Annotated in this window: 15 protein-coding genes; 9 read left to right on the plus strand and 6 right to left on the minus strand. The window is 62.8% G+C overall.

Annotated features, from left to right (window positions below; genetic code table 11):
• Nucleotides 1-5: 5 nt before the first annotated feature.
• The 4 genes from AOT96_RS09630 to AOT96_RS09645 form a co-directional block, all read right to left on the minus strand.
• Entirely contained in the window at nucleotides 6-1,244 is a 1,239-nt protein-coding gene (locus tag AOT96_RS09630) for an HNH endonuclease signature motif containing protein (RefSeq protein ID WP_065351647.1), read from the minus strand.
• A gap of 58 nt (nucleotides 1,245-1,302) precedes the next feature.
• Nucleotides 1,303-2,118, minus strand: a complete 816-nt coding sequence (locus tag AOT96_RS09635; RefSeq protein ID WP_050656912.1) for a slipin family protein — start codon at nucleotides 2,116-2,118, stop codon at nucleotides 1,303-1,305.
• Nucleotides 2,115-2,585, minus strand: a complete 471-nt coding sequence (locus tag AOT96_RS09640) for an NfeD family protein (protein ID WP_007735511.1) — start codon at nucleotides 2,583-2,585, stop codon at nucleotides 2,115-2,117. The genes AOT96_RS09635 and AOT96_RS09640 overlap by 4 nt, the downstream gene beginning before the upstream one ends.
• A gap of 118 nt (nucleotides 2,586-2,703) precedes the next feature.
• A complete protein-coding gene (locus AOT96_RS09645) occupies nucleotides 2,704-3,453 on the minus strand; it encodes an IclR family transcriptional regulator (protein WP_042448211.1) in 750 nt (249 codons plus the stop codon).
• A 247-nt stretch (nucleotides 3,454-3,700) separates the two neighbouring features.
• Here AOT96_RS09645 and AOT96_RS09650 point away from each other — a divergent pair, with 247 nt between their 5' ends.
• From AOT96_RS09650 to AOT96_RS09690, 9 genes are all read left to right on the plus strand, one after another.
• A complete protein-coding gene (locus tag AOT96_RS09650) occupies nucleotides 3,701-4,753 on the plus strand; it encodes an NrtA/SsuA/CpmA family ABC transporter substrate-binding protein (protein ID WP_047271869.1) in 1,053 nt (350 codons plus the stop codon).
• A 4-nt stretch (nucleotides 4,754-4,757) separates the two neighbouring features.
• Nucleotides 4,758-5,615, plus strand: coding sequence for an ABC transporter permease (locus AOT96_RS09655; protein WP_003946011.1), 858 nt, complete (start codon nucleotides 4,758-4,760; stop codon nucleotides 5,613-5,615).
• A complete protein-coding gene (locus AOT96_RS09660; RefSeq protein ID WP_007735504.1) occupies nucleotides 5,612-6,454 on the plus strand; it encodes an ABC transporter ATP-binding protein in 843 nt (280 codons plus the stop codon). The genes AOT96_RS09655 and AOT96_RS09660 overlap by 4 nt, the downstream gene beginning before the upstream one ends.
• Nucleotides 6,438-7,478 carry an ABC transporter substrate-binding protein gene (locus AOT96_RS09665; RefSeq protein WP_065351648.1) on the plus strand — a complete coding sequence of 347 codons (1,041 nt, stop codon included), beginning with the start codon at nucleotides 6,438-6,440 and terminating at the stop codon, nucleotides 7,476-7,478. The genes AOT96_RS09660 and AOT96_RS09665 overlap by 17 nt, the downstream gene beginning before the upstream one ends.
• Nucleotides 7,475-8,584, plus strand: a complete 1,110-nt coding sequence (locus AOT96_RS09670; RefSeq protein ID WP_050656907.1) for an LLM class flavin-dependent oxidoreductase — start codon at nucleotides 7,475-7,477, stop codon at nucleotides 8,582-8,584. The genes AOT96_RS09665 and AOT96_RS09670 overlap by 4 nt, the downstream gene beginning before the upstream one ends.
• Nucleotides 8,581-9,735 (plus strand): LLM class flavin-dependent oxidoreductase, encoded by a 1,155-nt coding sequence (locus tag AOT96_RS09675; RefSeq protein WP_065351649.1) that lies wholly within the window; start codon nucleotides 8,581-8,583, stop codon nucleotides 9,733-9,735. The genes AOT96_RS09670 and AOT96_RS09675 overlap by 4 nt, the downstream gene beginning before the upstream one ends.
• Nucleotides 9,732-10,439: a class II aldolase/adducin family protein gene (locus AOT96_RS09680; RefSeq protein ID WP_058227752.1), complete on the plus strand. Its 708-nt coding sequence runs from the start codon at nucleotides 9,732-9,734 to the stop codon at nucleotides 10,437-10,439. The genes AOT96_RS09675 and AOT96_RS09680 overlap by 4 nt, the downstream gene beginning before the upstream one ends.
• A gap of 42 nt (nucleotides 10,440-10,481) precedes the next feature.
• Nucleotides 10,482-11,423: an ABC transporter substrate-binding protein gene (locus tag AOT96_RS09685; protein ID WP_003946000.1), complete on the plus strand. Its 942-nt coding sequence runs from the start codon at nucleotides 10,482-10,484 to the stop codon at nucleotides 11,421-11,423.
• 240 nt (nucleotides 11,424-11,663) lie between these two features.
• A complete protein-coding gene (locus AOT96_RS09690; RefSeq protein ID WP_081377614.1) occupies nucleotides 11,664-12,914 on the plus strand; it encodes a reverse transcriptase family protein in 1,251 nt (416 codons plus the stop codon).
• Between the two features lie 13 nt (nucleotides 12,915-12,927).
• Here AOT96_RS09690 and AOT96_RS09695 read toward each other — a convergent pair whose 3' ends face one another.
• Both AOT96_RS09695 and AOT96_RS09700 read right to left on the minus strand, forming a co-directional pair.
• Nucleotides 12,928-13,314 (minus strand): RidA family protein, encoded by a 387-nt coding sequence (locus AOT96_RS09695; RefSeq protein ID WP_003946047.1) that lies wholly within the window; start codon nucleotides 13,312-13,314, stop codon nucleotides 12,928-12,930.
• A 42-nt stretch (nucleotides 13,315-13,356) separates the two neighbouring features.
• Nucleotides 13,357-14,169 (minus strand): alpha/beta fold hydrolase, encoded by an 813-nt coding sequence (locus AOT96_RS09700; RefSeq protein ID WP_065351650.1) that lies wholly within the window; start codon nucleotides 14,167-14,169, stop codon nucleotides 13,357-13,359.

The raw sequence follows: 14,169 nt of genomic DNA on the forward strand, positions 1-14,169 counted from the left end.
CCCGTTCAGGCTGCTGTAGGTGGGCTGTTCCCGCCGATCGGCTGTTGATCCGGATCGATCGACATCGGCGGATAGAACACCGATTTGCGATCCGGACCGATCTCCACCCGCCACTCCGTGTGGTGCATCGTCCGATGATGATGACCGCACAACAAGATCAGATTGTCGAGATCCGTTGGGCCGCCATCGTTCCAGTGAACAATATGATGGGCATCGCACCACCCCGACGGTGTCCCACATCCCGGAAACGCGCACCCACCATCCCGCACCGCAAGAGCCCGCCGCTGCGGCACCGTTGCTGTTCTCGCTTCCTTGCCGCAGTCGAGCGGAACACCATTCTCGTCCAGGAGGATCCGCGTCACGGTGCAGTCGCATGCCAGCATCCGGGCAGTGTCGATACTGATCGGGCCCACCCAATCCGTCCACGCAAACCCGAGCTCTTCTGTCGACGGCAACAAATCCTTCAACGCTTTCAGGTCGGTCACGTCTTTCGCACTGGCGGTAACGGTGATGTGTGGTTTCACCCCGCCCTCGACCGGACCCAACCCCGCCCGCTCGTACCGCCGCAACAATTCGCAGAACCCGTCCGCCCGCCGTAATGCCGGCGTACGGGTGTCCTTCACGCCGTCCTTCTCCGGCGTCGGCGCCGACAGGCTCGACAACAACGTGATCAGACGCGCCCCGTTGATCGCATCCAGATCACCCTTCACCGACACACGCCCGTACAAACCTTTCGACGCGTAGAACTCGTTACGCTCCGAATCCTCACCCACCGGAACACCGTCCTCACGCTTGCCGTACTGCTTCTCGATCCGCCGGATCGCCGCCCGCACCGCATCACAATCCACGATGTTCTTCGACGCCAACCCCAACAGAATCCCGCGGGCCTTGTCCACATCCGCCGGCGTCATGTTCTTGGGCGGATGCTGACAAAACGACGCCACCTGACGGGCTTTCAACGCATCCACATCGCCGCGATGGAATGCATCCGCGACAACAGGTTCGAGCATCAGCAACCGCGCCAACCCGACCAGCAGACTGCACTCACCGATCTCCAGATTCGTCGACCCGTGCAACCACTGCGCGATCGCCCGAAAACCCTTCCCGCCGAGAACGTCCCGGGAAAACATCTCCACGATCAGCAACACCATCCGCGACTGCAACTCGTGTCGGACACGCACCAGATCGAGAACCTCACCCTTGAGGTCCTCGCCATCCAGTTGCCACGCATCCCGACTGTCCATGCTCAAAGTTTAATCGAACACAGTTTCGAACACAAGGGATGGTAACCGAAACTAGATGCTAATCAACAACTTTCGCATTCCAGACGAAACGGGCAGGTTCTTGGGTCGCGGGAGTTGCCGCAACTCCGCCACCGATAAAGGGCCGGACAAGATCCAGCGGCAAGGGGAAGACAACGGTGGAGTTGTTCTCACTACCGATCTCGTGAAGCGTCTGTAGATAACGCAACTGCAGGGTGGTCGGATTGCGGCTGATCACCTCGGCCGCCTCGGCGAGCTTGGCCGAAGCCTGAAACTCGGCGTCGGCGTTGATGATCTTGGCTCGCCGCTCTCGTTCGGCCTCTGCTTGCCTGGCGATGGCGCGCTGCATGTTGGCCGGAATCTCGACGTCCTTGATCTCGACGGTCGTGACCTTGACTCCCCACGGTTCGGTCTGCTGGTCGATGACTTTCTGCAGATCCTCGTTGAGGCGTTCACGTTCGGATAGCAGCGAGTCCAGCTCAGCTTTACCGAGGATGGAGCGCAGTGTGGTCTGGGCGATCTGTGAGGTGGCGGCCAGAAAATCCTCGACTTCGACTATCGAACGGTCAGCGTCGACGACCCGAAAGTACGTGACGGCGGTGACCTTCACAGGAACATTGTCGCGGGTAATCACTTCTTGGACCGGTATTTTCAGCGTGACGGTTCGCAGACTGACCCGCTCCATACGATCGATCGCCGGCACCAGAATCACCAGACCAGGACCCTTCAAGGTGATCAGTCGACCGAGGCGGAACACCACCGCGCGCTCGTACTCGCGCAGAACTCTCACCGACATGCCCACAAGGACTGCAATCAGCACGACAAACACGGACAACACGACAAGCACGGTGGTCATAGCGGCAGCTCCCACGGTTCACGACGGCGCACTTTCAGAGTCAGGCCTCGAACCTGCTCTACGACGACGGATTCGCCCACGGCAGGCACAGAATCGTCGTACCCGAATTCCATTCGAGCACGCCATAATCCGCCGTCGAGCTCGACCTGACCCTGCGCACCGGTCCAACTGCGAACGGTCGCGTCCGAGCCGACAAGAGATTCCGTCCCCGTACGCACGGGAGCGCGGCGCGCGGTAAGCGCTTTTCGACTCGCTACCGCCACCACGCCCAGGCCGACTACCGCGACCCCCGCCGTCACCGGGATCGCGATCAATTGGCCGATACCGTCGGATGTGAAGAGCATCCAGACGCCGGCACCGATCATGAGCGCTCCAAGCGCACCGAGCACCCCCGCGGTTGGGGCGTGCGCCTCGACCACAATCAACAGGACGCCCAGCAACAGGGCAACGACACCGATCGTCGTCATCACTCGTCTCCACGCTCGCGAGGACGCGGTCACATCGCGTAGCCATTGTGCGATCGCGCCCTCGACTTCAACGGTAATCACGTTCGGCCGGATCTGCCACAAGCGCTTTCACATCACGTCAGAGAAGGACCTCACCGATCTGTCGTGCAGTCACCTTGGCAAGGTCGGCGAGAAACGGAATCCGTTCGTCGATCATCAGCTCGACCGGACCACGAAGCCCGAGAGCGTAACGCACAGTGCCGGATCCATCGATGATCGGAATTCCGATCGTTCGGAAATCCGGGGTCAACTCCTCGTCGTTGAATCCGTATCCTCGCTCACGAGTCAGTTCCAGTTCCCGGCGGATACCGGCGACATCGGTGATCGCACGCTGAGTGGTCGCTTCACGTGGCAGCGCAGCCAGCTCGGAATCGTCGACATCGGACCAAGCCAGAAAGGCCTTCCCCAGTGCGCTCGCATGCAAGGGAAGACGGACACCCTGCAGCACGTGCCCGTCGGCCTCGCGCCACCGACTGAATCCGAGCAACACCACCTCACTTCCGCTTCGCACTGCCAGGGAAGCGGATGCTCCTGTCGTCGCGGCCAATTGCTCCAAAAAGGGCTCGGACAGATAGATCCGATGCTGCCGGTAGGAGACCTGTCCGTAAGCCGCCAGCGCCGCGCCGATGCGATACCGACTGGTTGCGTCGTCCTTCTCGAGAAATCCCGCGTCGACGAGCGACTGCAGCAATCGATGCGTGGTGCTGACCGCAAGCTCTTGTCGCCGCGCAACTTCCGAGACTCCCAGTTCTTCGCCACTGCGAAAACATGTGAGCATGGTCAGGGCACGGGTTACCGTCTGAACTCCCGCGCCGCGTGCGTCCGTCACGAACGATCCTTTCGCTGTGGCCTGATCGACCTGAGAATCGGACGCTAACACGGACCCAGCAGTCCGGCCATCCTTTCCATCAGATGGAAAGGAACCGAACGTGGACCTACAAAAGCCCAGATGAACAGACTTCCGGTGTTGTCAAGATTTCCAATCTCCAGAAAACAAACGGGGGTAAAACGGACAGGCACCCAATAGCGTCATCGTCGTCAGTTCTGACGATTCAACGCCTGAAGGAGCCACATACATGTCCCGCTTCCGCCGACTGCCACGAGCTGCCGCTGCGCTCGCCATGATCCCGCTGGCCGGGTTGGCGGTGGCGTGTGGGTCTTCCGATTCCGACAGCGCCGCAGGCAATTCCAGCGCAGACTTCACGCTCAAGGTCTTCGATCCCGGAAACTCCGGTGCCATCGCCGTCGGCAAGCGTGACGGAACCTACGACGAGGCTCTGGCACCGCTGGGCGCAAAGATCGAATGGGTCAAGACCACACCGGGATTCAGCTCCAACCTCAAACTCTTCAACAGCGGTGAACTCGACATCCAGACCGGCGCATACAGTCCCGTCGTCGGCGCACTGTCCAAGGACGTGGGTGTCCGCATCTTCGCCACGTCCGACCCGTACAACAAGGACCAGGCCGGCATCATCGCCACTCCGGAGTCCGGCATCAAGACCGTCGCAGATCTGGCCGGCAAGCGCATCGCCGTCAACCCTGCAGGCAAGGGCGAGTACATCACGCTCAAGGCCCTGACGCAGGCCGGAGTGCCGATCGATTCCGTCGAACGTGTTCCGCTGCAACAGGCTGACGCGGCGTCGGCGTTCTCCACCGGGCAGGTCGACGCGTGGGCATCGTTCCTGATTCCGTATCAGGAGGCCAAGGCCAAGGGCGCGGTCGAGATCGCAACCGAGGCGAGCATCGACTCAGTGGACAGCACCATCATCGCCGGCCGCACCGTAGTACTCGAAGAGCATCCCGAAGTGGTCCAGAAGTTCCTCGAGGTCACCCAGGAACTCACCGCGAAGCAGCAGGCCGACCCGGCAGCATTCGAGAACGTCTTCGAACAGACCGGTCCGCGCGCACTCTCCGGACAGCGACTCGACGACGCGATCACCCTGGGCGGCCAGATCACCAACTTCCGCTACCCGACTGCAGCCGACGCTACCGACCTCGAATCGATCTCCACGTTGTTCGCCGACAACAAGGTGATCCAGCAGCCGATCAAGGGCAGTGACGTGATCTTCGACCTCCAGGGTGCTGTGGCAGGTTCGGCAGCGGCAGCGCCCACCGCCGAGGGGAAGTGACCCGATGGTGACGCTGACCCGGCCCGCACGAACTGCGTCGCCGTCAGTGGAGCATCCGCAACTCGAAACGCCCCGCTACCGCCGCAATCGCAGCAGGCCCAAGTGGGTCTCGATCCCACTCCGCTTCCTCGTGCCCGCGCTGCTGGTTGCCGGATGGTGGATCGGATCCGCTACCGGACTGATCCGCGAAGAGATCCTGGCCGGACCTCCGGCGGTGTGGACGGCATTCGCCGAGCTGTACCAGTCGGGTCAGTTGGTCGACTTCGGTCTCGCGTCACTTCAACGTGCTGCACTCGGTGTTTCGGTCGGTGTGATCGTCGGATTGGTTCTCGGGGTTCTGTCCGGTCTCTCCTCGCTCGGCGAAGAACTGATCGACTCGACCATGCAGATCAACCGCGCGGTTCCGTTCCTCGCGCTCGTTCCGTTGTTCATCGCCTGGTTCGGTATCGACGAAACCTTCAAGGTAGTCCTGATCGCCGTCGCGACCGTCGCCCCCATGTACGCGTACACCTACCTGGGAGTGCGCGGAGTCGATCGCAAGATGGTGGAAGCGGCACAAGGTTTCGGCTTGACGGGTTGGCGACTGGTGTTCGGAGCGATTCTTCCGACCGCCCTCCCCGGTGTTCTGATGGGGCTTCGAATCTGCCTGTCGCTCAGCATCACCGGATTGATCGCCGCCGAGCAGGTCGGCACACGTGAGGGCATCGGATATCTGGTCACCCTGGCGCAGGAATACAACCGCACCGACTACATGGTTCTGTGCATCGTCATGTACGCGGCACTGGGACTCATCTTCGACGCAATCGTCAGACTGATCGAGCGGTACTCCATGCCGTGGCGGAGATTGTCGGTGGCGCGATGACGAATACAACCATCGGCTCGCTGCCATCCACCGAAGCACCTCTGCCGCCGTTGGCAGCCCGTGAGCGGACCGGCACCACCGCGGCCGAGCGACGTGCCGGATCACCGGTAGCGGTCTCGCTCACCGGAGTGCGTAAGTCGTTCGGTGACAAGACTGTTCTAGGTGGTATCGACCTCGAGATCACGCGCGGCGAGTTCGTCGTTCTCCTCGGCCCCAGCGGTACCGGCAAGACGACCCTGCTGCGAGTGCTTTCCGGTTTGGAAGCACCGGACAGCGGCGAGGTGCTGGTTCCGCGCGACCGCACGGTTGTCTACCAGGAACCGCGATTGATCCCGTCGAAGCGAGTTCTGGCCAATGTCACAGTCGGACAGAAACGGTCACGTCAGGTGACCGACAATGCACGCAACGCACTCGCCGAGGTCAACCTCGCGGACAAGCACCGCGCCTGGCCGGCCACCCTCTCCGGCGGCGAGGCCCAACGCGTCGCATTGGCTCGTGCTCTGGTTCGCGAACCTGAACTGCTGCTGCTCGACGAACCGTTCGCAGCCCTCGACGCTTTGACCAGGCTCCAAATGCAAGACTTGGTAGGCGATCTGGTCGCCCGCCACCGTCCGGCAGTACTGCTCGTCACGCACGACGTCGACGAAGCCGTACGACTTGCCGACCGTGTGCTCATCCTCGACAAGGGCGGGTTTGCCGTGGATGTCGACATCGACCTGCCACGCCCCCGCGATCGGAACGATCCCGAATCTCTGCGCTACCGAGCGAGTTTCCTGAAGGAACTCGGCGTCGGTCGCACCTTCCCCGACGGACAGGACAGTCATGACATTGATCGCTGATTCCGCAATCGACACACTCTGGTACACCCGCTGCCCCGTTCCCACCGCCAGCGGCCTCGCCAACAGTCTCGGTTGGCTCGACCGGACGGCAAACGAATCCGGAGTGCGTTTCGGCGTACTGCAAGATGCCGGACCGGAATTGGCAGTGCGCCATTTCGATCACCACCTCTCCGGACTCATTCGCGAAGGCGGCAACGTCCCCGCACTGGCCGCGCGTGCCAGTGGTTCTCCGACGAGGCTCATCGGGCTCACCTGGATCGACGAGGCCCAGGCAATCCTGGTGCGCGGAGACTCCGACATCCGAGAAGCCGGTCTTCTGGCAGGCGCTCGGATCGGCATCCCGGCCTGGGCGGCAGATCAGGCCAGGAGCTTCCCCCGTGCCATGGCCCTGCACGGCTTCGCCTCCGCACTTCGACTCGGCGAGTTGAGTTTTGCCGACGTCACTCTCGTCGAGATTGCGACGACGGCAGCCCCCGAGGTCCGCACCGCCTCGTCCACCCGCAACACGACTTGGGGCGTCGAATCCCTGCTACGCGGCGACGTCGACGCCATCTACGTCAAGGGTGCCCGCGCCCAGGAAGTTGCCCGCGAACATGGCCTCGCCGTTGCCGTCGATCTCGATTCCACTGCATCGCTACGTGATCGCGTCAACAACGGCACCCCACGACCGATCACGGTTCACGCCGACCTACTCGAACAACGCCCGGACATCGTCGTGGGTTTCCTCGCCGAGAGCCTGAGAGCGGCGGACTGGGCCGCAGCCAACATCGACGAGGTCCGAGCCGTTCTGCAGACCGAAACACAGTCGGGGCCCGAAGGTGTGGTGGCAGCGTACGGCGAGAACTTCCACACCGGACTGCATCTGAGCCTGTCTGACGAGCGTGTGGACCTGCTCGGGGTGCAGAAGCAATTCCTGTATGCGCACGGCTTCCTTGCCGCCGACTTCGACCTGCAGTCCTGGGTGGCGCACGAACCACTGGAACAGGCACGCAACCTTGTTGCGCAGAAGGGCACAGCAGAATGACGGACGTCTACTGGGAGCTGCCCTCTCGCGGTGACGGACGCCGGGCGGTGGCCGCACTGAACAGTCGCGGCGGCTTCGGGCCGCAGCGACCGACTACCGTTGCGACCGATGTTCGTCCCGGAAACTTCGGGCCCTTCGACGAATTGGCACAGATCGTTCTCGCAGCCGAACTATCGGGCGTCGACGGCGTTGTCGCACCGTACGATCCGAATGGCGAAGAATCCTGGATCGTTGCTGCCGCCGCCCTACGTCAGACGCGTCATTCGCGAGTGGTCGTGGAGTTTCACCCCACTTTCGGCACCCCCGTCTACGCCGCCAAAATGTCGGCGACACTTCAGCGCCTGTCGGCAGGTCGTCTCGAATGGCGAGTGAAGGTAGAGACGGACCCCGAAGACGCCGCTGCTCGCGGCGACGTGGTTCGAGGAGCCGACCGCTACGCGCGCGCCGCGGAGTTCCTGACCGTCGCCCGCGGTGTGTGGAACGAGGAACAGATTCTCCCCGGCGGATTCGGCGGCACGGGTTACGACTTCGACGGCGAATACTACGACGTACTCGGCGGCGGATTCCGAGGCATCTTGTCGGGACTCCGTTTTCCCCGAGTACATCTGACCGGGGACTCACCGGAAGCTCTGGAACTCTCGGCCCACCATGCCGATGTCCATCAGTTCACCCTTGCCGGCGACGAGTTGTCGACACGGATCACCACCCTCGACGACCGAGCATCCGAACTCGGCAGGACCGTCGAGAAGGTCCTGCGCATCCCGATCATCGCGAGGGAAACAGCGGACGAAGCCTGGGCTCGCGTCGAACGGCAACTGAGAGAAGCCGATTCCGCTGCACTCGAGATCGATCGGGGCGGCATCCTGTGGTCCGGATTCGACCGCATCGGCTACGAGCACAGTATCGGCCTCGTCGGAAGCTACGAGGAGGTGGCCCAACGATTGTCGTCGTATCGCGATATCGGCGTCGACGGTTTCGTCCTGTCCGGTCGGCCACACATCGAAGAGCTGCACCGGGCGGGCGAGCATCTCCTGCACCTGGTCGATCCCGAGGGTCGGATCCGCAAGGAAGAGAAGGCCACCACAGAAGAGAAGGCCACCGCATGAGCATCGATTTCTATTGGCGGATCGGGATGGAAGGCGACCACGCGTCGCTGCGTACTCCGCGTCGCTACAACCGCGGCGATGCCGGTGGATACGGGCCGGGCAACATTGCTCCCGCGATCCGCGGCGGCGAATTGGACGGATACAGCTACATCGACCACATGGCAGCGGTGGCAAAGGCTTCCGAGTCCGCAGGGTTCCTCGGTGGACTTCTGCCGTCTTTCCCGATGACCGAGGATCCGTGGGCGACCGCAGCAGCGTTGGCCGCCGAGACCACCACATACCGTTTCATGGTCGCGTTCCAACCGGGGTTCCTTCACCCGGTACAGGCAGCGCGGATGTCGGCCAGTCTGCAGCGAGCAACCGGCGGACGTCTGGTTTACAACATCATCAGTGGTGGAGGTGGAGCGCCTCAGCTGTGGTGGGGCGACAAAGTCGACCACGACGATCGCTACACCAGGACGTCCGAGTTCCTCGATGTCCTCAAAGGTGTGTGGGCCGGTGAACCTTTCGACTTCGACGGTCGCTTCTTCCAAACCCACGGCGCTGCACTGCCACCCGGACTTGCCGGCCAACCGTTTCCCGAGGTGTACTTCTCCGGATCTTCGGCCGCAGCCGTCGCCGCCGCCGGACTGCACTCCGATTACTACCTTTCCTGGCTGGAACCGTACGCCGATCTGAGAGCCAAGATCGACGGCGTGCGGGAGAACTCGGCCAAGCTGGGACGCACCCCGAAGTTCGCCGTACGCATCGACGTCGTTGCCCGGTACACCGAAGAAGCCGCGTGGGCCGAGATCGAGAAAGGCTGGGCCTTCGTCGACAAGGGGGCCGCCGACCGTGCAGCCCAGGGTGATTCGGTGGGCGCCGCCCGCATCAAAGGCTGGGTACCCGAACACATCACCGGCTACCGAGATCTGGAAGTGCAACCCAACGTGTGGTGCGGCTTCAGCCTCATCCGCGGCGGACCGGCGTTCGGACTGGTCGGCAGTTACGAGCAGGTCGCCGAAAGACTCGACGAGCTGCGCGAACTGGGCGTCGACGCCTTCATCCTCGCCGGTAACCCGCATCTCGAAGAGGCATACCGCGTCGGCGAAGAAGTTCTTCCCCTCCTGCAGCGCACCCCGATCACACCTTCTGGACTGGAGACTCGATGACCACCACCGAAACTCGACTCGACACCGAAACCGCAGCATTCGTCGAAGAAGCTCGCAAAGCAGCAGACAAAGCATTCGACGTCTTCCGCAAGACCGGAACCGTTGCAGCCAACGGGACCGTCAACTTCGTCGAACGAGTACCCGGCACCGAAATCGCGGTCGCCCTGAACGATCCGGGACCGTGGGCGAACGATCCGTCGGTGTCACCGGTTGTCGCCACCTTCGATGGAGAGGTGCTGTCCGGCAACGGATCGGCCGGATTTGTCACCGGCTACGCATCGGTCTTCCGTCAGCATCCGGAAATCACCAGCGTTGTCCACATCCACACACCGTGGCTCGGCGGTTGGGCACAGACACATCGGACGCTACCCATCCGCTATGCGGCTTCGCAGAGGCTGACGCTCTCCCGAGAGATTCCGCCGCACATCGATCGGTCCCGTTCTGCAGGCGATTTCATTCTCGAGCGTCTCGAACACGATCCCGATCTGGTGGCGATCTTCGAAGCCAACGGCGGGGTCAACGTCATCGGCCGCAGCGGGTTGCTCGACCTCGCGAAGTTCGTCGTCCTCCTCGAGGAGGGCGCACAGTTCCAGGCGATCGCCGAATCCCTCGGCGGTTCGGTCGAATTCGATCCGTCCAACCTTGCCGTGCAGTGGGGCCGTAGCGGACTCGCCGACGAGGCGCGTCGACGCGGCCTCATCTAGCCACCCCCCATCACTGATTCAGAACAGGAAACCGTAGATCTCATGACCGTTCGCGTCGGATACTTCCCACACAACAATTCGCTGTTCGTTCTGCGTCACACCGGAATCCTCGAACGTCGTCTCCCGGACGTCGAGTGGGTGGACCTGCGTGAGCTTCCCGCCAAGCCTGCAGTCAACCCGGAGAACGCCTTGCCGACCCTGCACTCGGACTGGCTGTTCGAGGAGGGCGGATACGACGTGATCGGAACCGGATTCACGCCGCCCGTCACCGGATTGGCTCAGGGCCGCGATCTCGTCTACATCGGAATCTCCGGCCCACGTGTGGAGAACGGGCGCCTGGTAGTCAAGGCGGAGTCCGAGATCAACACGGTTGAGGACCTGCGCGGCAAGCGCGTCGGCATCGCGCACGGATCGTGGCAGACCACACTTTTGTTGTTCGCCTTGGATCAGGCGGGGCTGACCTGGTCCGACATCGTCCCCGTCGACACCGACGTACGCGGTGGTGGAGCGGACCTCGTCGACGGCACCATCGATGCCTGGGTTGGCGCGTACCCGGGGCTGACGGACATCGAAGCGAACCACGAACTGCGCACGCTGATCGCCACCGACGGACTCTTCAGCCACCCCTCACTGTGGTTCACCCGGCGCGATTTCGCGGATACCAACCCGGAGGCCCTCCAGGCGATCATCGAGGCCCTGCAGGAATCCGACGCCTGGATCGAAGCCAACCCCCGCGAAGCCGCCCAGGTCTTCGTCGACGACGTCGAGAAGCGTGGCGGGTCCGCGAGCCTCGATGCCTGGGAAGCTGCACTGCGCGGACGCCCTTTCGGTGTCAACCCTGTCACCGACGAGTTCCTGGACGAGCAGCAGCGCGCGGCCGATCTCCTGCTGAGCAACGGACTACTGCCGAAAGCGGTCACCGTCCGCGAAGCAGTCGTGCCGTGGATCAGCGAGTTCGTCGGTTCGGATCGTTCGTCGATCTGAGGACCCACTCCTGACAGATCCGCTTCACACGTGACAGATACCGAACGGTCTGCCATTGTGAAGGAATGCGGCGGCGCGTGGGTGAGAGTTGGTCCACGCGACCAGTCTCAGGGGTAACCCCTGGGTCGGCCAGAAGAATTGGATACTGCGTCCACCGGCGTTCGGCACGCTCCGCGTGCTTGCCGCCGCACCGGACAAAGGATTTGGTCACCCCGCCCCGTCGCATCCCGGAGTCGTATCATGCGTGACTTCGAGCTCGATCCCGAGTTGGCGCGTCGTCTGGCCGTTGCGGCCGCTGACGCTCCGTGGACCCTCAGCGGCCTCGAGGAGGCATTCGGAACCGTCTTCGGCGTTTCCCCGACGCTCCTGGCCGTGCGCGTTCTCGACCTCATGCCCGCTCCACCGTTCGAACCGCAGACTCTGTATCGATTGCTTCGCGAACTACCTCGCCTGCGGCCTGTTCCTCTCTCACTGGACACCAATGAAACCTCGGTGTGGCGGTTCGACGTTCCCCGCTACAACACCAGTGTGGACCTGGCTCGTTCACTGGATCTGACGATCTCCGAACTCGAGTGGTTCGCCGACCGAGGGGAATGGCTCCGCACGAAACCCCGACCGCTACGCCACTACCGGCCGATGCAGATCAGCAAGAAGGCCGGCGCTCGCCTCCTCGAGGTACCGAAACCCCGATTGCGCGAAATTCAGCGGAAGATCCTGCGCCGCATCCTCGACCTGGTGCCCCCGCACGACGCGGCACACGGATTTGTCCGTGGTCGAAGCCCTCTGACTTTTGCAGCGCCGCACGCACAGTCGGAAATCGTGATCGGCGCGGACCTCGCGCAGTTCTTCCCTTCGATCAGCGGCAGCCGCGTTCATGCCGTCTTCGCCGCCCTCGGCTATCCACCCGCAGTGGCAGGCGTTCTCACCGGATTGTGCACTGTTGCAACACCTGCCGATACCCTGCGCGGCCTACCGTATGCACAGGCATCACAGCTACGCACCGCGCATCTTCCGCAAGGCGCACCCACTTCTCCTGCACTGGCGAATCTCGTCGCACGCAAACTCGACATCCGCTTGAGTGGACTCGCACAAGCGAACTGGCTCACCTACACCCGATACGCCGACGACCTCGCGTTCTCCGGAATCGAAGTAGCCGACGTCGGCACCCTCCTCTGGACGGTCGAGCAGATCGCCGGGGACGAAGGGTTTGCCATCCATCCACGAAAGACCAAGGTAATGCGCCCTCATCGACGCCAACACCTCACCGGGTTGGTGATCAACGACCAACCCTCGTATCCGCGCGACGACTACGATCGCTTGCGTGCCCTGCTGCACAACGCCGCCAGTACTTCTGCGCAGGAACAGAATCGGGATGGCGTGGAGAACTTCCGCGCCCACATCTACGGCCGGATCGCGCACATCGGCGAAACCAGCACTACACGCCGACGCACATTGCTGCGCCTGGCTGAACGTGTGGATTGGGACGGTTAGTGCCCGCGAGCAGTCAGACCCGCGGGGTGTAGGCCATGCATTCGACTTCCATGTGCGCACCCAGCGCCAGTCCGTCTGTTCCGAACGCACTGCGGGCCGGCAGTCTCGACGCCGGGAAGTACTCGAGGTAGACCTTGTTGAACTCCTGCCAACGTGACATGTCGTCAAGCATGACAGTGCATTTGAAGATCGCTTCGACACCGGAACCGTAGGCGATCAGCGAAGCCACGATATTCTCCATCGTCTGGCGAGCCTGCGCTTCGAAGCCGTCTGCCAAGGTCCCGTCGGGAAGCATGCCGATCTGACCCGACAGATACAGAACGTCTCCGACGCGCACTCCGGTGGAGAACGGCGTATCGAAAGCGGGTGGGATGAACTCGACGGTCTGAGATGAATCCATTAGATCTCCTCGGAGTTGGAATATGCGTGACGAGTTGGCGTTTCAGCGCACTGGGCGCGCACGAACATCGGCCAGGAAGTGCGCCACCAACTCGTTCCACGCGTGTGGGTCCTCGAAGTAGGGGGAGTGGCCGCGGTCGGCAAGCTCGACCACTTCGGCGTGAGGCAGGAACTCGGCGGCGCCGCGAATCCGCTCGGGTGTCATCAAATCGTCCAGCTCACCTGCGATCAGGAGAACCGGCGCAGCCACCGCCGCGAGTTCGGCCACCGAATAGTTGTGGGCCTTGAGAATTCGGAAGAACTCGGTGTCAGGTGGGCGATGGCCGAAGGTGCCGAGAGCTTGGTACAGGTATGCCCTCGCCATGTCCAAGCTCGGCAACCGTCCGCCCACAGCGGGATGCTCCCCCAGGGGCCGCGCGGTGACGGGTTCTGCGGTGAGGGGAGGTGCGCTGTCCGGACCGAATCCGACGGGAATGCCGCCGGTCGTGCAGGCCAGGACTACCGACTCCACCCGGTCCGGAACAGCGATCGCGGTCCCCAATGCGGCCCAACCGCCCATCGACTGGCCGACCACGTGCGCTCGATCAACCGCCAACAGGTCCATGATTTCGATCAGATCAGAGACTGCCGCTACCGGGCCGTGGTTGCCGTTCTCGTTGGTAGAGCGGCCGAATCCTCGCTGATCCCAGCTGATCACCCGATAGTGCTGAGCGAAGTAGGGCACCTGCTGGTACCAGACGGCCGCATTTCCGCCGAGACCGTGCGTGAGAATCAGATCCGGGCCCTCGCCGGCAGTCTCGTACCAGACCCGTTCGCCGTCTGCGACGGTGATGAAGCCCTCGGTCCGTGAAATCAT

The sequence above is a fragment of the Rhodococcus sp. 008 genome (assembly GCF_001682295.1).
GTDB lineage: Bacteria > Actinomycetota > Actinomycetes > Mycobacteriales > Mycobacteriaceae > Rhodococcus_F > Rhodococcus_F qingshengii.